Raw genomic sequence first — 18,764 nt, forward strand, 5'->3', positions numbered from 1 at the left:
AGTGCCGGATCAGGCCCTTAATGCCCGCCCTGCGGGCTCTACACCCCGCGGAGCCCAAGCTCTCAGAAATCTCTCAGACCCCGTGCGAGGGCCCCCGCGCGATGCGGCGCGCGGGGGCCCGAAGAAGATGCCGGAAGCGGTCAGCCGCAGTGCTCGAAGGGGCTGTCGTAGCCGGACGACCCGGCCTTGCCGCCCCACTTCACGCACTTGTCGGCCGCGGCCGCCCGTACCGGTCCGGCGTAGTAGCCGTAGGTGCCGGAGTCGGTCACCCGGGTTCTGCCCTGGACCTCCAGATACGCGCTGGTCGCGGTGGCCGTGCCCAGCGACGTCTTCTTCAGCGTCACCACGCAGTTGTAGCCGTTGCCGGAGTTGTAGAGCAGGTAGACCGTGCCCGCCGTGCCGAGGGCGGCCGAGTCGATCACCGAGTAACCCGCGCCGCACACCTGCTCGGGCGTGTACGGGTTGCCGGTCCCGCCGCCGCCCGTGACGTACTGCATGTACTTGTTCCAGTCCCAGTGCGGCCCGGGATCGGTGTGGTCGCTCCCGGGGACCTGGTTGTGCCCCACGATGTGCGACCGGTCCATGGGGATGCCGTAACGGGTGGCGATGGAGCGGACGAGGGCGGCCGAGGAGCGGTACATCGCGTCGGTGAACCAGGACGCGTCGTCCACGTAGCCCTCGTGCTCGACGCCGACCGAGTGGTGGTTGTAGTCGGAGTTGCCCGCGTGCCAGGCCCGGTCCTTCTCCCGCACCATCTGGGTGACCGCGCCGTCGGAGGACCGTACGACGTAGTGCGCCGACACCTGGGCGGCGGGATTCTGGAACCAGGAGATCGTTCCGGCGTACGAGCCCTGGGTGACGTGGATGACGATGCGGTCGATCGAGTCGCTCGCCGGCCGGTTGGACGCCGTGTAGTTGGCACTGCTGGCCGCCACCCACGTCGCGCCCGGATAGTCGACGGCCGCCGCGGCGAGCGTGCGGTTCTCGGGCCGGTCCAGGTCGCGGGCGCCCGCGAGAACTCCCCGGTCCGGGGTGACCGGGCGGGCGGCCACGGTGATCGTCTCGCCCGCCGGGGTCCGCGCGGTGAACCCGGCCGACAGCAGGTCGTAGACGGCGTCCGCGTACAGCCGGGCGACCTCGAGGGTGCTCGCCCCGCCGTACCGCGCGACGGCGGTGTACCAGCGTCCGGCGTCGGCGCGGGCGGCGGCGTCCAGGCCCAGGGCGTCGGCCCTGGCGCGCAGGACGGCCGCCGCGCCCGCGACGTTGGCCGCGTCGTCGGTCCTGAGCGAGGCGATCGGCGCGCCGGTGAGCCGCGCCGCCTCCTCCAGGGTGTGCGCCGTGGGGTTGCTGACCAGGTGCGCCACGCCGTACCCGCCGCTCGCACTCGGCCGGCCGTCGTGACCGTCGAGGTGGGTCTCGGCGTAGGCGAGCGCGACGAGCAGGTCGCGGGGGACGCCGTGGTCCGCCGCCGCCCGCGTGAAGGCGGTGGCGAGCGGGCCCTCGGCGGCCGAGGCGGGCCCGGCCGGGACGAGCCCGGCAGGAACGAACCCGGCAAGGCACAGCAGGAACGTCACGACGCCGGCGGCGGTCAGGGCCGTACGTCGGGACACGCGGACGACCAGGGGTTCGGTCATGACGGTCAGCCGCAGTGCTCGAAGGGGCTGTCGTAGACGGACGAGCCCGCCTTGCCGCCCCACTTGACGCAGGTGTCGGCGGCCGACGCGCGGACCGGTCCGGCGTAGTAGCCGTAGTTGCCGGAGTCGGTCACCCGGCTTCTGCCCTGGACTTCCAGGTACGCGCTGGTCGCGGTGGCGGTCCCGAGGGAGGTCTTCTTCATCGTGACCACGCAGTTGTTGCCGTTGCCGGAGTTGTAGAGCAGGTAGACCGTGCCCGCCGTGCCGAGGGCGGCCGAGTCGATCACCGAGTAGCCGCTGCCGCAGACCTCCTGCGGGGTGTAGGGGTTGGCCGATCCGCCGCCGCAGTTGTGCGAGGTCACGGTCTGCGCGGGGTAGCCGAAGGTGACCCCGTTGAACACCGCCTTCTGGATGTTGGCGGGGTAGGACGTGTCGGTCGTGCGGACCTCGTAGTGCAGGTGCGGCGCGATGTTGTTGCCGGGCTTGCTGGTGTTGCCGACCTCGCCGATCTTCTGGCCCTGGGAGACCTGCGCCCCCTGGCTCACCGACCGGACGCGCAGGTGGGCGTAGTAGGTGGACCATCCGCCGCCGTGGTCGATCTTCACGAGGTTGCCGAAGCCGTTGGCCGAGCCCTGGTGGGCCGAGATGACGACCGTGCCGGCCGCCGCCGCCACGACCGTGTCGCCCAGGTCCGCGTCGGCCGTGCCGCCCCGGTTGAAGTCGATCTCGTACGACTGGTGGGCGCTGCTGGCGCTCGAGTTGCCGGTCCACGCCTGACCGCAGGGGAACGGCATCTGGAAGTCCGGCCGCGGACCCGCCGCGGAGGCCGCCGGGGCGGTGGCGGCGCCGAACGCGAGGCCGAGGACCACCGCGAGGCCCGCCGTGACAAGCGATTTGAGTCTCATGACCCAAAAGAGTCGGAAACCGGTGCACAAAAAACATCAAGAGTCGGTACAAAGGGTGGGCGAGTCATGGCGAACCGGTCCTTCGAGGAGCAACGCGGTCATGACAGTCGATCAGCCCATGTTCAGCGTGCTCGGTCCGCTGGAGGTCCGCCTGCCGGGGGCGTCACCACGGCTCGGCGGCCCGAAACCCCGCATGCTCCTGGCCACCCTCCTCCTCCACGCCGGCCACACGGTCGGCGGCGGCGAGCTCGCCGAGGTGCTGTGGCCGGACCGTCCGCCGCGCTCGACGGCGGCCAACCTCCGCACGTACGCGAGCGCCCTGCGCGCGGAGCTCGCGGCGACGCCGGCCCGCATCCGGGCCGTCGGCGCGGGGTACGCGATCGAGCTGCCGCCGCACGAGCTCGACCTGCTGCTGTTCGAGGAGCGGGTGACCGCGGCGCGGGAGTGCCGGGCGCGAGGGCGGCCGGACGAGGCGGCGGAACTGCTGGCGCGGGCGCTCGCGCTGTGGCAGGGCGTCCCGCTGGCCGACCTGCCCGGCAGCCCGCTGTGGGACCGGCGGCTCGACCGGCTCGCCCAGGCCCGGCTGCGCGCCGCCGAGGACCTGGTCGAGCTGCGCATGGCCGCAGGGGAGTACGGCGAGGCGGCCGGGGAGCTGCGCGCGCTGCTCGCCGACCACCCGTTCCGCGAGGACCTGTGGCGCCGGCTCATGCTGGCCCTGCACTGGTCGGGGCGGCAGGGCGAGGCGTTGCACGCCTTCACGGCGATCCGCGAGCAGCTCGTTGACGAGCTCGGCATCGAGCCGGGGCCGGAGCTGCGCCGGGCCCACGAGGCCGTGCTCGCCGGGGAGCCGCCCCCTCGACCGCCCGCGCCGCCCGGCTTCCTCGCCGCCCCCGCGCTCGCGGCCGCTTCGGCTTCTCCCGGCGCCACGGGGTCTCCCGGCGAGTCCGGTCCGCCCGCCGGCCCGGCGCCGCCGGCGGTCCCCGCCCCGCCGGACGGCAGGGCCCTGGTCGTGCCACGTCAGCTGCCGCCGGACCTCGTCGACTTCACCGGGCGGGCCGCCGAGGTCGTGGCGCTGACCCGGGCGCTCGCCCCGGGCGGGGTCGCGGTCGTCACCGGACCGCCGGGCGTCGGCAAGACCGCGCTCGCGGTGCGGTGCGCGCACGCCGTCCACGAGGCGTACCCCCACGGCCAGCTCTTCCTGTCGCTGGGCGGCACCGCGCCGCCCGACGGCGCCGCCGGGTCGCCGGCCGGGCCGGGGGAGCTGCTGGCCGAGGCGCTGCGCGCGCTGGGCGCGGCCGAGCCGCCTCCGCCCACCGTCCACGAACGCGCCGCGCTCTACCGCACGCTGCTCGCCGAACGGCCGATGCTCGTCGTGCTCGACGACGCGGCCGGAGCCGCCCAGGTGCGGCCGTTGCTGCCCGGCGGCGCCAGTGCCGTCGTCGTGACCGGCAGGCGCCGCATCACCGAACTGCCCGGCGCCGCCCGGATCGACCTGGACGTCCTGCCGCAGGCCGAGGGGCTGCGGCTGCTGACGGCCATCGTCGGCGCGGAGCGGCTGGAACGCGAGCCGGAGGAGGCCGCCGCCATCGTGCGGGCCTGCGGCCGGCTGCCGCTCGCGATCCGGGTGGCCGGGGCGCGGCTCGCGGCCCGCCCCGGCTGGTCCCCGGCCGTGCTGCGCAGGCGGCTCGACGACGAGACGGCCAGGCTCGGCGAGCTGCGCGCCGGGGACCTGGAGGTGCGCGAGTCCTTCGACCGCAGCTACCGCCTGCTGCCGGACGACGCCGCGCGCACCTTCCGCGCGCTCGGCCTGCTCGGCACCCGGCCGCTGCCCGGCTGGGTGGTCGACGCCGTGCTCGACCGGCACCGCAGCGACGACGTGACCGACGAGCTGGTCGACGCGAACCTGCTGCGCCCGGTCGGGACCGACCCCCTCGGCCAGCCCCGCTACCGGCTGCCCGACCTGCTGCGCGTCGATGCCAGGGACAAGGCGGGGGAGGTGGACATGCCCGCGCTGGCGCGCGTGCTCGCGGGCTGGACGGCCGCCGCCGAGCACGCCACGGCCCGGCTGCCCACCACGGTCTTCCGCCTTACCTCGCCCGCCGCCCGGCGCTGGCGGCTGCCCGAGGACGCCCTGCGCCGGGTGGCCGCCGACCCGGTCTCCTGGTTCGGCGCCGAGCACGAGACCCTCGTCGAGGCCGTACGGCTGGCCGCGGACGCGGGGCTGTCCGGCGCCGCCTGGGGCCTGGCGGCGGCGCTCGTGCCGTACTTCGACCTGCGCTGTCATCCCGGCGCCTGGGAGGAGACCCACCGCGTCGCCCTGGAGGCCGCCCGCGCCGCCGGGGACCGTGCGGGTGAGGCCGCGATGCTGCGGGGGCTCGGCCAGGTGGCCCTCTACCGGGACAGGTACGCCCAGGCCGCGAACATGTTCCGCCGCTCCCGGGTGATCTTCCGTACGCTCGGGGACGTCAGGGGCGAGGCCGTGTCGGTCTGCGGGCTGGGCGCGGTAGGCCAGTTCCGGGGCGATCCGGCCGCCGCGTCCCGGCACTTCCGCAGGGCCCTCGGGATATTCGTGTCGCTGGACGACCGGTCGGGCGAGGCGTACGCCCGGCAGGCGCTCGGGCGCACCTGCCTGAGCACGGGCGACCTGACCGGCGCCGCCGACTGGCTCGGCGGCGCGCTGCGCATGGCGCGGGAGCTCGGCGACGCCCACCGGGAGGGCTGCGTGTCGCTGCAGATGGGCCGTCTGCACGACCTCGCGGGCGAGACCGGCCGGGCGATGCGCGCCCAGGGCCGCGCGCTGACGATATTCGAGGGGTTCGGCGACCGGCACTGCGCGGCGTACGCGATGCAGGGCCTGGGCGGGCTCCAGGCGGCCAGGGGCGACTGGCGGCACGGCTCGGCCCGGCTGGAGAGCTCGCTGGCGATCTTCCGGCAGCTCGGCGACCGGAGCGGGGAGGCCGCGACGCGGCGGATGCTCGGCGAGCTGCACCGTTCGTCGGGACGTCGTGCCCTCGCCCGCGGCTATCTGCGGGCGGTCACCTCCCGCCAAACCGGCCAATTCCCATGATTAGGGCGCGGCGGCCGGGGCAGGACAGGCGTCGTGGGTGGTGGATGGCTCTCCCGCTGGCCGGTGATCCGGCAGCTCAAGGGAGAGGACGGCAGGGGACGGGCGGCGCGCTCGGCGCGTACGGACGCCCTCCGGCCCCGGGTCGAGGACGCCGAGACCGTCGCGCGTTCCGTCTGCCCGTACTGTGCCGTGGGCTGCGGCCAGCTCGTCTACGTCAAGGACGGCAAGGTCACCCAGATCGAGGGCGACCCCGGCTCGCCGATCTCCCGCGGACGGCTCTGCCCCAAGGGATCGGCCAGCAAGCAGCTCGTCACCCACCCCGGCCGGCAGACGAAGGTCCTCTACCGCAGGCCGTACGGCACCGAGTGGGAGCCGCTCGACCTCGAGAGCGCGATGGACATGATCGCCGACCGCGTCGTGCGGACCCGGCGCGAGACCTGGCAGCAGACGCATGAGGGGCAAGAGGTCAGGAGGACTCTGGGCATCGCCAGCCTGGGCGGGGCGACGCTCGACAACGAAGAGAACTACCTGATGAAGAAGCTCTACACCGCCCTCGGCGCGATCCAGGTCGAGAACCAGGCGCGCATATGACACTCCTCCACCGTCCCCGGTCTGGGGACCAGCTTCGGGCGTGGCGGTGCGACGCAGTACCAGCAGGACCTGGCCAACGCTGACTGCATCGTCATCCAGGGCTCCAACATGGCCGAGTGCCATCCGGTGGGGTACCAGTGGGTGATGGAGGCACGTGAGCGCGGCGCCAAGGTCTTCCACATCGACCCGCGCTTCAGCCGGACCAGCGCGACCGTGGACAGGTACCTGGCGATCCGCGCCGGCACCGACATCGTGCTGCTCGGCGCGCTGATCAACTACGTGCTGTCGAACGGTCTCGACTTCCGGGAGTACGTCCTCGCGTACACGAACGCCGCGACCCTGGTGAACAGGGACTTCCGCGACACCGAGGACCTCGACGGCCTGTTCTCCGGCTTCGACGAGGAGACCGGCAGGTACGACCCGTCGACCTGGGCGTACGAGGGCGACGTGCCCGAGGAGGAGGAGCCGGTCGAGGGCGGCGAGCGCCATGCGGAGGCGGCGGGGTCCGACTCCTACGGCGCGCGCGGCGCGGGCGCGAGCGCGTCTCCGCCGAGCGACCCGACGCTGACCGATCCGCGCTGCGTCTACCAGATCCTCAAGCGGCACTACTCCCGCTACACGCCGGAGATGGTCGAGGAGCTGTGCGGCATCCTGCCGGAGCGGTTCCACGAGCTGGCCGAGGCGATCACGGCCAACTCGGGCCGGGAGCGGACCACGGCGTGGGTCTACTCGGTGGGCTGGACGCAGCACTCGGTCGGCGTGCAGTACATCAGGGCCGCCGCGATCCTGCAGCTGCTGCTGGGCAACATGGGCCGCCCGGGCGGCGGCATCATGGCGCTGCGCGGCCACGCCAGCATCCAGGGCTCCACGGACATCCCGACGCTGTTCAACCTGCTGCCGGGATACATCGCGATGCCGCACGCCCATCGGCACGACGGCCTCGACCACTACCTGGAGCGGGAGGGCGCCGACACCGGCTGGTGGGGCAACCGGCGGGCGTACATGGTGAGCCTGCTCAAGGCGTGGTGGGGCGACGCGGCGACCGAGGACAACGACTACCGCTTCGACTACCTGCCGCGCCTGACCGGCGACCACGGCCACTACGCGACGGTGATGGGCCAGATCGACGGCACGGTCAAGGGCTACTTCGTCGTGGGCGAGAACCCGGCCGTCGGCTCGGCCAACGGCAAGGCGCAGCGGCTGGGCCTGGCCAACCTCGACTGGCTGGTGGTCCGCGACCTCATGCTGGTGGAGACCGCGACGTTCTGGCAGGACGCGCCCGAGATCGAGACGGGCGAGCTGCGGACCGAGGAGATCGGCACCGAGGTCTTCTTCATGCCGGCCGCGAGCCACGTGGAGAAGGAGGGCACGTTCACCAACACCCAGCGGCTGCTGCAGTGGCGGGAGAAGGCCCTCGACCCGCCGGGCGACTGCCGCAGCGACCTGTGGTTCTACTACCACCTCGGCAAGCGGATCAGGCGGCGTCTCGGCGACGACGAGATCGACCGGCCGGTGATGGAGCTGACCTGGGACTACCCGGAGATCGGCGAGCAGCGTGATCCCGACGCCGAGGCCGTCCTGCGCGAGATCAACGGCACCGCCGCCGACGGCCGGCTGCTGGCGTCGCTGCGCGAGCTGAAGCCCGACGGCTCGACGAGCTGCGGCTGCTGGATCTACTGCGGGGTGTACGCCGACGGCGTCAACATGGCGGCCCGGCGCAAGTCGCACACCGAGCAGGGGCCGGTCGCCCTCGAATGGGGCTGGGCCTGGCCGGCCAACCGGCGCATCCTCTACAACCGCGCCTCGGCCGACCCGCAGGGCCGCCCGTGGAGCGAGCGGAAGAAGTACGTCTACTGGGACGCGGAGAAGGGCCGGTGGACCGGACCCGACGTGCCGGACTTCGAGGAGGACAAGGCGCCGGACTACCGGCCGCCCGAGGGGGCCAAGGCCGAGCACGCGCTGGCCGGCACCGACCCGTTCATCATGCAGTCGGACGGCAAGGGCTGGCTGTACGTGCCGGCCGGCCTGTCCGACGGGCCGCTGCCCACCCACTACGAGCCGCACGAGTCGCCGGTGCGCAACGCGTTGTACGGGCAGCGGGCCAACCCGGCCCGGCGGACCGTCGACCGGCCGGAGAACCCGTACAACCCCGCGCTGTCGCCCCGGTTCCCGTACGTCTACACCACGAGCCGGCTCACCGAGCATCACACGACGGGCGCCATGAGCAGGCCCCTGCCGTACCTCGCGGAGCTCCAGCCGGAGGCGTTCTGCGAGGTGTCGCGGGAGATGGCCGAGGAGATCGGGCTGGAGAACGGCGGCTGGGCGACGATCGTCACCGCCCGCACCGCGATCGAGCTGCGGGTGCTCGTGACCGGCCGGGTGCGGCCGCTGCGGCTGAACGGGCAGGTCGTTCACCAGATCGTCATGCCGTACCACTGGGGATACAGCAGCGGCGGGGTCGTCACCGGCGACGTCGTCAACGACCTGTCGTCGATCGTGCTCGACCCGAACGTCTACATCCAGGAGAGCAAGGCCGGCACCTGCGACGTCCTGCCGGGGCGGCGCCCGCGCGGCAGGGCGCTGCTCGACCTGATCGAGAGGTATCGCGATGGCTGAGCGGATGGGCTTCTTCACCGACACGACCATCTGCATCGGCTGCAAGGCCTGCGAGGTGGCCTGCAAGGAGTGGAACGACGTGCCCGACGACGGGTTCGTGTTCCGGGCCACCTCCTACGACAACACAGGCGCGCTCGGCGCGAGCACGTGGCGGCACGTCGCGTTCGTCGAGCAGGACGGCCGCTGGCTGATGATGTCGGACGTGTGCAAGCACTGCACGCACGCCGCCTGCCTCGACGTCTGTCCCACCGGCGCGTTGTTCCGCACCGAGTTCGACACCGTCGTCGTCCAGTCCGACATCTGCAACGGCTGCGGCTACTGCGTTCCCGCCTGCCCGTACGGCGTGATCGACCGGCGAGAGGACGACGGCCGGGCCTGGAAGTGCACGCTCTGCTACGACCGGCTGCGCGGCGGCATGGAGCCCGCCTGCGCCAAGGCGTGCCCGACGAAGTCGATCCAGTTCGGGCCGCTCGACGAGCTGCGGGAGCGGGCCGAGGCGCGGGTCGAGCGGCTGCACGCCGAGGGCGTCACCGAGGCCCGGCTGTACGGCGAGAACCGGGACAACGGGGTGGGCGGCACGGGCGCGTTCTTCCTCCTGCTCGACGAGCCGGAGACGTACGGCCTGCCGCCGGATCCCGTGGTGACCACGCGCGACCTGCCCGCGATGTGGCGCTGGGCGGGGGGCGCGGCGCTCGCCCTCGCCGCGGGCGTCGCCGCCTGCTTCCTCGGGAAGAGGAGCTGACGGGGTTGGCCGGGAAGCGGGCGAGTGCGATGCCGACACTGGGGAGGGCCTGATGCCGAGGCGCCGGGACGAGATGGTGCCGGACGCCGAGTTCCGGTCGTACTACGGCCAGCCGATTATCAAACGGCCCATCTGGCACGAGCCGCACATGCCGGCGTACCTCTATCTGGGCGGGCTGTCCGGCGCGGCGGGTGCGATGGCGGCGGCCGCCCGCCTCGCCGGCCGGGATCGGCTGGAACTGGCCGCCCGGGTGGCCGCCTTCGCCGGGGCGAGCGCCGGAACCGTCTTCCTGGTGGCCGAGCTGGGCAGGCCGATGCGCTTTCTCAACATGCTGCGGGTGTTCAAGCTCACCTCGCCGATGAGCGTGGGGTCCTGGACGCTGGCCGCCCACAGTGGGCTGACCGGCATCGCGGCGGGCTCCGCGGTGACCGGCCTGCTGCCCCTCGCGGGTGACGCCGCGACGTTGGCGAGCGGCCTGAGCGGGGTGGCGATGGCCACCTACACGGCCGTCCTGCTGGCCGACACCGCCGTTCCCGCCTGGCACGAGGGGATGCGCGAACTGCCGTTCCTGTTCTCCGGAAGCGCGCTCGCCTCCGCGGGTGCGACCCTGATGCTGACGACGCCCCGGGCGCAGGCGGCGCCCGCCCGCGCGGCCGCGGCGGCCGGCGCCATGGCCGAGGTCGTCGCGGGCGGGCTGATGGAGCGCCGCCTCGAACTGGTCGGCGAGCCGTACCGGCAGGGCAGGGCGGGCAGGCTCATGCGGGCGTCCCGCATGCTCACGCTGGGCGGCGGGCTGCTCGCCACGGTCGCCGGGCGCAGCCGTGCCCTCACCGCCCTGTCCGGGCTCGCCATCACGGCCGGGGCCCTGTGCACCCGCTTCGGCGTGCTGGAGGCGGGCCGGGCCTCGGCCGAGGACCCCAAGTACACCGTCGTCCCCCAGAGTGAGCGGGTGACCGCCGGCCGCCCCGCCTCCGTCCCCGGCCGCTAGTGCTGTGACCGCGAACGATCACCGGGTTCACGCGATCCGGCCGAGCGCGTGATCGTCTCGAACTGCGGCGGGTCGTGTGTCAGTTCGGCGTGACGGTCACCGGGGCGTCGTCGTCCCCGGCGTGCACGTCGTCCATGCCCTCACCGAGTTTCTTGGGCAGGGGGCACTTGGCGTGCGCCGGCTTGCCGTCGACGTAGATCTTCTCGTCGCTCGTGCCGAACTCGCCGCGTTCGTCGCCCTTGACGTGCACGACGCAGACGACGCCCTTGCCGGGCAGCCGGGGCTCCTTGCACAGGGTGCGCAGCTTGCCCTTCGGGGCCTCCTTGCCGTCCCGGAAGACCTTGCCGCCCCTGAGCGTGTCCCTTCCGAACGTGTCCCCAGTGAACTCGCCGTCCATGGCGGCCCTGCCGGCCTTGGCTTTCATGATGCAGGTGACCCCCTTGCCGGGCAGCGGGCGCTGCGTGCAGAGGATGCGCAGCTTGCTCTTCGGGACCTCCTTGCCGTCCACGAAGACCTTGCCGTCCTGGTCGACCCTGACGGTGGTCCTGCCCTTCTCCGTGGCCGTCGGCCCACCCTTCACGGCGCAGGCGACCCCCGGCTTCGGGGCGCCGGTGGCGGTCGCGGACGCGGCCGTGGCGCCGCCGATGCCGAGGCCCACTGTCATGACGACCCCCGCGAGGATCATGCTCCTCTTCTTCATTCTCTGGTCACTCCCTGGATCGGCTGCCCGTGGGGGGCTGCGCGTGATCGGTTGACGGAACGCTCAGCAGTTTGGGCTCCTACACCTGAAGCGATCCTGAAGAGGTAAGCGACGATCTTCATGTTTGCCTTAGGTGCGTACCTTCACCCTGTCGACGTGCGCTTACTTCTGGTGGAAGACGAACGCAGGCTGACCGAACTGCTCAAAGACGGCCTGACCAAAGAGGGCTTCGCGGTCGATCTCGCCTACGACGGGCGCGAGGGCCTGTGGATGGCGACCGAGCATTCGTACGACGTGATCGTGCTGGATGTGATGCTGCCGTTGCTGCACGGCTATGGGATCTGCGCGAAGCTGCGGGAGGCCGGAAACTGGACGCCGATCCTCATGCTGACCGCGAAGGACGGAGAGTACGACGAGGCGGAGGCGCTGGACACCGGCGCGGACGACTATCTGACCAAGCCGTTTTCGTACGTCGTACTGCTGGCGCGACTCAGGGCACTGGCCCGGCGCAAGGTGCGGGAGCGGCCGACGGTGCTGAGCGCCGGGGATCTCCGGATCGATCCGGCGGGGCTGAAGTGCAGTCGCGGGGACGTGCAGATCGCGTTGACGCCCAAGGAGTTCGCGATCCTGCACTGCCTGACGCGGCACGCGGGCGAGGTGGTGACCAAGGCCGAGCTGCTCGCCCAGGCGTGGGACTTCGCGTACGACGGCGATTCGAACGTCGTCGAGGTCTACATCAGCGCGCTGCGCCGCAAGATCGACAAACCGTTCGGACGGACGACGCTGAAGACCGTGCGGGGCGTGGGCTACCGGCTGGAGGGCTGACATGGGAGTCCGTCTACGCACGACGCTCACGGCCACCGCCGCGGTGGCGGCGGCCCTCTGCCTGGCCTCGATCGCGCTGTTCACCGCGCTGGACTCGAGCCTGACGGCCTCCACAAAGGAGTTGGCGGCGAACGACGCCAAGGAACAGATGCGACATCTGAAGGCGGAGTCGGGGCCGGGTAACGCGGGGAACGGAAAGGGAATGGTGCCGCTGCTCGAAAAGGGAGCGGTGCCGCCGGGCGGGAAGGGACCGATGCCGGGCTCGGCTGCCACCGGCGAAGACGACGGCCCTCCGTTACCCGACGAGGCCGTGTTCGTGGTCAGGCGGACGTTCGAGACCGAGGACGGCCCGGTCACCGTCCTCGGTAAAGCTTCCAAGGCACCCGCCCTGGCGGCGATGACCACGCTGAGGAACCTGCTGATCCCGGGGGTACCGGCGCTCCTCGCGGTGGTCGCGCTGTTCACCTGGCTGGCGGTCGGCCGAGTGCTACGCCCGGTCTCCGCGATCAGGGCGAAGGTCGCCGACATCACCGCGCACGGCCTGCACGAACGCGTGCCGGTGCCGGACACCCGAGACGAGATCGCGGCACTGGCCCGTACCGTCAACGCCACCCTCGACCGGCTGCAGACCTCCGTCGACGCGCAGCGACAGTTCGTCGCCGACGCCGCACACGAACTCCGCAGCCCACTGGCGATCCTGCGAACCCGGCTGGAGCTGGCCCTTCCCGCCGAGAAGCCGCTGGCGACTGCGGCACTGGACGATGTCGCACGCCTCCAGTCCCTTTCCGCCGACCTCCTCCTGCTGGCCCGGCTCGACGCCGGCGAACCCCTGTCGCGGGCCGGGGAACTGGACCTGGCCCAGGTCGTCGCCGAGGAGGCCGTCCGCAAACGCCCTCGTCCGGACGTCCACGTGTACCTCGACCTCACCCCCGACCTGCTCCTCGACGGCTCCGCCGACCAACTGCGCCGCCTTGTCGCGAACCTCGTCGACAACGCGGTCCGCCACGCCTCCACGTCAGTCCACGTCACCCTCACCGCTCGGGGCGACCACGCCGTCCTCGACGTCGCGGACGACGGCCCCGGTATCCCAGCGGAACACCACGCCATCGTCTTCGACCGATTCACCCGCCTGGACCACGCCCGCACCCGGGACACGGGAGGCTCAGGGTTGGGGCTGCCGATCGCCCGGGATATCGCGCGGGCTCACGGGGGGACCCTCCAGGTGGTCCCGCACGGCCCGGGCGCGAGGCTGCGTGCGGTCTTCCCGTTGTCCGGGAGGTCTGCCGCGTACCCGCTGGGTGATCTCGCGGTGCGCGCGCGACGTCGCGAACGCGCCTGACGACCACCCGACCCGATGCCGGGCAACAGCACTGGCCAGTGCCGGTCACCCTGCGCCGGTGACGGCTCGGCGCCTGCCCAGGCCGGCCGGGGCCAGGCGTTGCGGAGTGCGTGACGACGATGCCCGCCGAACGCCCCGGCTTGCCGGCCACCGCCGGCGAGGCGTCTGGTCACGTCCGAAACGTGCCGGTGCCCGCTGCCTGCTCACCGCTTGGCTGGGTGCACGCCCTCCACCCGCACCTGGCCGAACGGACACCATGTCGACCATCACGCTCACCCGGCCACGCTCGCCTCTCATCGGCTGGCTCGCCGTCACCTCGCTCATGCTGGGCATCTTCACCATCGTCACCAGCGAGATCCTGCCCATCGGCCTGCTGACCGCCATCGGTGCCGACTTCGGCATCTCCGACGGCACCACAGGGCTGACCATGGCCCTGCCCGGTCTCGTCGCCGCGGTCGCCGCGCCTACCGTCACACTGACCACCGCGCGCCTGGACCGGCGTGTGATGTTGTGTGTCCTCATGGGGGTGCTCGCCCTGGCCGACGTGCTGGCCGCAGTGGCGACCTCCTACTGGATCATGCTGATCTCCAGGGTGCTCGTCGGCCTCACTATCGGCGGCTTCTGGTCCATCGGGGCCGGACTGGCCGGCCGTCTGATGCCGCCGCACGCCGTCGGCGCCGCCACCGCTGTGATCTTCTCGGCCGTGCCGTTGGGCTCCGTGCTCGGCGTACCAACCGGGACCTTCATCGGCAACCTCGCCGGCTGGCGTACCGCCTTCCTGGCCCTGGCGGTGCTGGCACTCCTGGTCCTCGCGGCCCTGATACTGCTGGTGCCGCCGCTGCCCGCCCATCAGGTCACCAGCCCTCGCGTCCTGCTCGACCTGCTGCGCACCCGGGGTGCGGCCATCGCCTTGCTGGCCACTTTCCTCATCGTCTTGGCCCATTTCGGCACCTACACCTACGTCACACCCTTCCTCCAGAACGTCACCGGCCTGCCTCCCGCCGCCGTCAGCGCCATCCTGCTGGCGTACGGCATCGCCGGAATCGTCGGCAACTTCCTGGCCGGCAAGGGCACTGCGACGCGGCTGCGAACCTCCTTCGTGACCTGCGGCTTCCTGATCGCGGTCACCACTCTGCTGCTGCCCTCGGCCGGCGGCACGACCATCGGCGCCGTGATGTCACTCGTGGTCTGGGGCTTGGCCTACGGAGGCGTACCCGTCTGCTCGCAGGCATCGTTCGCCGCCGCCGCCCCGCGCGCGCCCGAGGCCGCGACGGTTGTCTTCACCTCCTCCTTCCAGGGGACCTTCGCCCTCGGCGCGTTCCTCGGCGGACGCGTCGTCGACGCTTTCTCGGTCTCCACCGTGATGATCTGCGGCGGGCTGACCGCTCTCCTCATGGCGGCATCCCTGTGGTCACTCGGCAGACCCCGCTGACTCCCGCGAGATCACGCGCCGTGCGCCACGGAACCGCGATTCTCGTCGCCGCGATCGACGAATGGCTGTGAGCGCCGGGGGCGGGCGTTGCGGAGGCGGATGCCGCTCCAGCCCAGGGAACTGGTGGTCACCGAGTCCCAGAACGGCCACAGATTGTCCAGCAGCCTGAGCTGGATGCCGGCCTCCTCGTGCAGCCGCAGCAGGTCGCCGACGGGTTCCGGCGGCCCGAGCGGTTCGACGGGCTCGGTCGCGACCACCGCGTTCGGCACCGGCTCGCCGAACGGGACGAACTGCTCCGCCGGGAAGCGGTAGGCGTACAAGCGGACGGTCAGGAACGCCTCCAGCCAGCCGTACTCGATGGCGTGGACCCGCTCGCCGCAGCCCGGGCCGATGACGCGTTCCCGGTCGTCGTCCGTGGTCGCCGGGGTCGTCCAGGCCATGGCGCGCGGACACTGGCGGGGGAACCAGTAGTCGGGGCAGCGCTCGGCCGTGACCGCCCAGACGTACGCCTCCGGCTGCCGCGCGGTGGCCGCCACATGCGGGACGAACCGCGTGATCTCGGGGTCCTCGGAGAAATGCAGCACCTCACCGGGCTCAGGTCGCATGTCCCGGGTCTACCACGTGACATCCCGGGGGATCACGGGCGAGCGTGGGCGACGGCCGGCGTCAGGCGAGCCGGATCGCGGTGGCCTCCGCCGGGACGAGCTCGCCGACGACGGGCGCGCCGGGGACCTCGCCGGCGACCAGCAGGCCGCCCGAGGTCTGGGCGTCGGCCAGCAGGAGCAGATCCTCCTCCGCGTACCCGTCCGGGTCGAGGTGGGGCCGCACCCACGCCAGGTTGCGGCGGGTGCCGCCGCTGACGTAGCCGTCGTGGATCGCCTGCCGCGCCCCCTCCAGGTAGGGCACGGCCGCCACGTCGACCACCGCGGTGACGCCGCTCGCCCTGGCCAGCTTGTACAGGTGGCCGAGCAGGCCGAAGCCGGTCACGTCGGTCGCGCACCGGGCCCCGGCCGCCAGCGCCGCCCGGGAGGCGTCCCGGTTGAGTGTCGTCATCACCTCGATCGCCTGCGGGAACACCTCGCCGGTCGCCTTGTGCCTGGTGTTGAGCACCCCGACGCCGAGCGGTTTGGTGAGGGAGATCGGCACACCGGGCCGGCCGGCGTCGATGCGCAGCAGCCGGTCCGGGTCGGCCAGGCCGGTGACCGCCATGCCGTACTTCGGCTCGGGGTCGTCCACGCTGTGACCACCCGCGACGTGGCAGCCCGCCGCCCGCGCCACGTCCAGCCCCCCGCGCAGCACCTCTCTGGCGAGGTCCATGGACAGCTTCTCCCTGGGCCAGCCCAGCAGGTTCACCGCCACGACGGGTTCGCCGCCCACCGCGTACACATCGGAGAGCGCGTTGGTGGCCGCGATCCGCCCCCAGTCGTACGGGTCGTCCACGACGGGGGTGAAGAAGTCCGCCGTGGCGACGACCGCCCGGCCGCCCTCGATCCTGACCACGGCCGCGTCGTCGCCGTCGTCCAGCCCGATGACGAGTTCGTTCGCGTACGCCGACGGATCGGGGGCCACGAGCCCGGCCACGATGCTCTCCAACTCGCCCGGCGGGATCTTGCAGGCGCAGCCGCCTCCGTGCGCCTGCTGGGTCAGCCGGACTCCGGCCCGCTCCGCCGTCTCGGTCATGCCGCCCCCGCTCCGGGTCGTCGTTCGTCCGCCGCGCCACACCGGGGCGTCGGGAGGTCCCTACCCCGTTCCGGCTAGGTTTCTCCCTGGAGGTGTGTGGGTGCCTGGTGGCCCCCGCGGTCTTCAAAACCGACGAGGCCGAGGTCCTCGGCCTGGCGGGTTCGATTCCCGTCCACCTCCGCTCGCCTCCGGCCATCGCGCGCGGCCGCGGTTTCCGCCGTGACGGCGATTGGCTGAGGATCAGGCATCGAATCGATCTTCACCCGGACACCGTGATCACGGTAGGCCCTCGGCATCATCCGGTGCATGCGATCGTCGTGGAGATCCAGCAGCGGCAGGACGCCGCCAAGAGGGAGGCGCTGCCCCGTTATGCGGCCGCGTTGTGGCTGCAGGTGAACTGCCCGGTCACAGTGCTGGTGATCTGCCCGGACGGGCGGACGGCCGAGTGGGCCGCGAAGCCGATCGACACCAGCCTGCCCGGCTTCCAGTTGCGGTGCGGAGTGATCGGCCCGGCCGAGATCCCGGTGGTCACCAAGGTCGAACAGGCGGCTGAGCATCCGGAGTTGGCCGCATTGTCCGTGATGAGCCATGGTGGCGACATCTCCGTCGTCAGGGCATTCATCTCCGCGCTGGAGTACCTCCCGGACGATCACGCTCCGCAATATTATGAATACGCTTACCGCTTGGCCTCTGAGGCTGCCCGACGTGTCATGGAGGAGATGATGGAGTCCACTGCCTGGCCGGTCTACAGCCCCTTCGCTCGTGAACACTACGGGAGAGGTCGCGAGGAGGGCCGAGAGGAGGGCCGAGAGGAGGGCCGCGCCGAGGGGGAGGCGCGGGCGGTGCTGACCATTCTGGATGTGCGGGATATTCCGGTCTCGGACGCCGATCGTGATCGCATCACCGCCTGCACCGATCTGGAGCGGCTCGACGAATGGGCACGGCGGGCGGTCACCGTGACCTCGGCCGCCGATCTGTTCGCCGACGAGCCCTGATCGGCGCGACGGGCGGGCATTCCATCCGCTGAGTCCTGGTGGTGGATCACCGCCCGCCGATCGGACGGGGGAGCAGGGCGGGGCCGGTGCGCCAGTCGCCGAGGTAGGCGCGGGGGGTGTGCTCGGCGGCCTGCTGAGGAGTGAGCTGGGGGCGGTTCTCGGGGACGGGGATCGCGGCGCCCGGGCCGGTGTCGCGGAACTCGGCGAACCGCGCGTCCTGCCAGTGGTACCCCGAACTCATGTCCACGTACGGCGTGGCAGCGTCGATCGAGGGTCCCATCCAGGTCTCGCGTACGACCAGTGACGGGAGGGCGGTCGGGTCGCTGCTGGGCCGCCAGGGCCGGGCCAGGCCGAAGGACGCGTCGGCCGCCGTCCCGTTGACCACGCAGTGCACCGCCAGGTAGCCGTGGGGGTTGGCGGCCGCCGTGCTCGGCGCGAACACGAAGCCGTACGGACGGAACGTCACGTCCCTGGCCAAGGTGGTCAGCTCGCATCGCTCGAAGACGGCGGTCGCGCGGCCGAAGACGAAGTCGACGTCCCCCTCGATGTGGCACTCGCGGTAGTACTGCCGGGCGAAGGACGTCAGGGTGCGGGTGTCGGCGTACAACGTGTCCTGGTGGCCGAGGAACCGGCACCTCTCGAAGTACGACCGGTCGCCCATGACCTTCGCCGCCACCGCCTGGGTGCCCGTGATCTCCGGATGGCCGGCCCGCAGCCAGTCGTTGGCGAACGTGACGTGGGCGGCGGCGAAGCCGTCGGCCTGGATCGTGGTGGTGGCGCTGCCGCTGGTGCCGTACGTGCCGCCCTCCGGCTTGGGCGTGCCGGCCGCGTTGCCGTAGACGATCACGACGTCGCGCGCGTCGCCGGTCGCTCCCAGGAGGCACAGGCCGGTCTTGGCCTGCGGCACGAGGACGGTCTCCCGGTAGGTCCCGGCCGCGATCACGAGAGTCCAGCCCTCGGCAGGCGAGTCCGGGGTCGCGTCGACGGCCGCCTGGACGGTGGTGTGGTCCCCTCGGCCCTGCGCGTCCACGTACAGCGTCCGGGTGTTCCGCCGGTGGCGGGGCGAGCCGTACCGGCCGAAGGGGTGAACGTGGGCGGCGCGTGCGGGTGACGCGACAACGAGTCCGAGGATTGCGCCGGCGGCGCCGGCCAGCGCCTGCCGCCGGCCTATCGACGGGGTCAGGGGCGGCATAGCGAGCTCCTATCGGTCACATATATGAACTGATTCCTCAAATGAGAACACCAGCACC

Annotated in this window: 14 protein-coding genes and 1 tRNA gene; 9 read left to right on the forward strand and 6 right to left on the reverse strand. The window is 72.2% G+C overall.

Features of this window, described 5'->3' with window-relative positions; genetic code table 11:
- Window positions 1-140: 140 nt before the first annotated feature.
- Together ACWEQG_RS28270 and ACWEQG_RS28275 are read right to left on the reverse strand one after the other, a co-directional pair.
- The gene (locus ACWEQG_RS28270; protein ID WP_452289274.1) at window positions 141-1,634 is read right to left on the reverse strand and encodes an N-acetylmuramoyl-L-alanine amidase; all 1,494 of its coding nucleotides are present in this window, start codon (window positions 1,632-1,634) and stop codon (window positions 141-143) included.
- Window positions 1,635-1,639: 5 nt separating this feature from the next.
- Window positions 1,640-2,539 carry a M23 family metallopeptidase gene (locus ACWEQG_RS28275; RefSeq protein WP_452289276.1) on the reverse strand — a complete coding sequence of 300 codons (900 nt, stop codon included), beginning with the start codon at window positions 2,537-2,539 and terminating at the stop codon, window positions 1,640-1,642.
- A gap of 100 nt (window positions 2,540-2,639) precedes the next feature.
- On the opposite strand from ACWEQG_RS28275, the gene ACWEQG_RS28280 reads away from it, so the two are divergent.
- The 4 genes from ACWEQG_RS28280 to nrfD are packed head-to-tail and all read left to right on the forward strand — an operon-like array spanning window position 2,640 to window position 10,543.
- The gene (locus ACWEQG_RS28280) at window positions 2,640-5,606 is read left to right on the forward strand and encodes an AfsR/SARP family transcriptional regulator (RefSeq protein ID WP_452289278.1); all 2,967 of its coding nucleotides are present in this window, start codon (window positions 2,640-2,642) and stop codon (window positions 5,604-5,606) included.
- 33 nt (window positions 5,607-5,639) lie between these two features.
- Window positions 5,640-8,813, forward strand: a complete 3,174-nt coding sequence (gene fdh, locus ACWEQG_RS28285) for a formate dehydrogenase (protein ID WP_452289279.1) — start codon at window positions 5,640-5,642, stop codon at window positions 8,811-8,813.
- Window positions 8,806-9,555 carry a 4Fe-4S dicluster domain-containing protein gene (locus ACWEQG_RS28290; RefSeq protein WP_452289281.1) on the forward strand — a complete coding sequence of 250 codons (750 nt, stop codon included), beginning with the start codon at window positions 8,806-8,808 and terminating at the stop codon, window positions 9,553-9,555. The genes fdh and ACWEQG_RS28290 overlap by 8 nt, the downstream gene beginning before the upstream one ends.
- Window positions 9,556-9,607: 52 nt before the next feature.
- Window positions 9,608-10,543 carry an NrfD/PsrC family molybdoenzyme membrane anchor subunit gene (nrfD, locus tag ACWEQG_RS28295; protein ID WP_452289283.1) on the forward strand — a complete coding sequence of 312 codons (936 nt, stop codon included), beginning with the start codon at window positions 9,608-9,610 and terminating at the stop codon, window positions 10,541-10,543.
- Window positions 10,544-10,622: 79 nt separating this feature from the next.
- Here the strand turns inward: nrfD and ACWEQG_RS28300 are convergent, their stop codons facing one another.
- On the reverse strand, window positions 10,623-11,243 hold the full coding sequence (locus ACWEQG_RS28300; protein ID WP_452289285.1) for a hypothetical protein: 621 nt from the start codon (window positions 11,241-11,243) through the stop codon (window positions 10,623-10,625).
- A gap of 156 nt (window positions 11,244-11,399) precedes the next feature.
- On the opposite strand from ACWEQG_RS28300, the gene ACWEQG_RS28305 reads away from it, so the two are divergent.
- From ACWEQG_RS28305 to ACWEQG_RS28315, 3 genes are all read left to right on the forward strand, one after another.
- Window positions 11,400-12,068 (forward strand): response regulator transcription factor, encoded by a 669-nt coding sequence (locus ACWEQG_RS28305; protein WP_452289287.1) that lies wholly within the window; start codon window positions 11,400-11,402, stop codon window positions 12,066-12,068.
- Window position 12,069: 1 nt separating this feature from the next.
- Window positions 12,070-13,407, forward strand: a complete 1,338-nt coding sequence (locus ACWEQG_RS28310) for a sensor histidine kinase (RefSeq protein WP_452289289.1) — start codon at window positions 12,070-12,072, stop codon at window positions 13,405-13,407.
- 256 nt (window positions 13,408-13,663) lie between these two features.
- Window positions 13,664-14,839, forward strand: coding sequence for an MFS transporter (locus tag ACWEQG_RS28315; RefSeq protein ID WP_452289291.1), 1,176 nt, complete (start codon window positions 13,664-13,666; stop codon window positions 14,837-14,839).
- 11 nt (window positions 14,840-14,850) lie between these two features.
- On the opposite strand, the gene ACWEQG_RS28320 is transcribed toward ACWEQG_RS28315, so the two are convergent.
- The gene (locus ACWEQG_RS28320; protein WP_452289293.1) at window positions 14,851-15,444 is read right to left on the reverse strand and encodes a DUF6886 family protein; all 594 of its coding nucleotides are present in this window, start codon (window positions 15,442-15,444) and stop codon (window positions 14,851-14,853) included.
- Window positions 15,445-15,505: 61 nt separating this feature from the next.
- Window positions 15,506-16,519 (reverse strand): selenide, water dikinase SelD, encoded by a 1,014-nt coding sequence (gene selD, locus ACWEQG_RS28325; protein ID WP_452289295.1) that lies wholly within the window; start codon window positions 16,517-16,519, stop codon window positions 15,506-15,508.
- 88 nt (window positions 16,520-16,607) lie between these two features.
- On the opposite strand from selD, the gene ACWEQG_RS28330 reads away from it, so the two are divergent.
- Together ACWEQG_RS28330 and ACWEQG_RS28335 are read left to right on the forward strand one after the other, a co-directional pair.
- Window positions 16,608-16,700: transfer RNA gene (locus ACWEQG_RS28330), tRNA-Sec, on the forward strand.
- 121 nt (window positions 16,701-16,821) lie between these two features.
- Window positions 16,822-17,514, forward strand: a complete 693-nt coding sequence (locus ACWEQG_RS28335) for a hypothetical protein (protein ID WP_452289297.1) — start codon at window positions 16,822-16,824, stop codon at window positions 17,512-17,514.
- A gap of 46 nt (window positions 17,515-17,560) precedes the next feature.
- Here the strand turns inward: ACWEQG_RS28335 and ACWEQG_RS28340 are convergent, their stop codons facing one another.
- Complete coding sequence (locus tag ACWEQG_RS28340; RefSeq protein WP_452289299.1) at window positions 17,561-18,706, reverse strand: pectinesterase family protein; 1,146 nt, start codon at window positions 18,704-18,706, stop codon at window positions 17,561-17,563.
- Between the last annotated feature and the right edge of the window lie 58 nt (window positions 18,707-18,764).

Source organism: Microbispora sp. NPDC004025 (genome assembly GCF_053604425.1).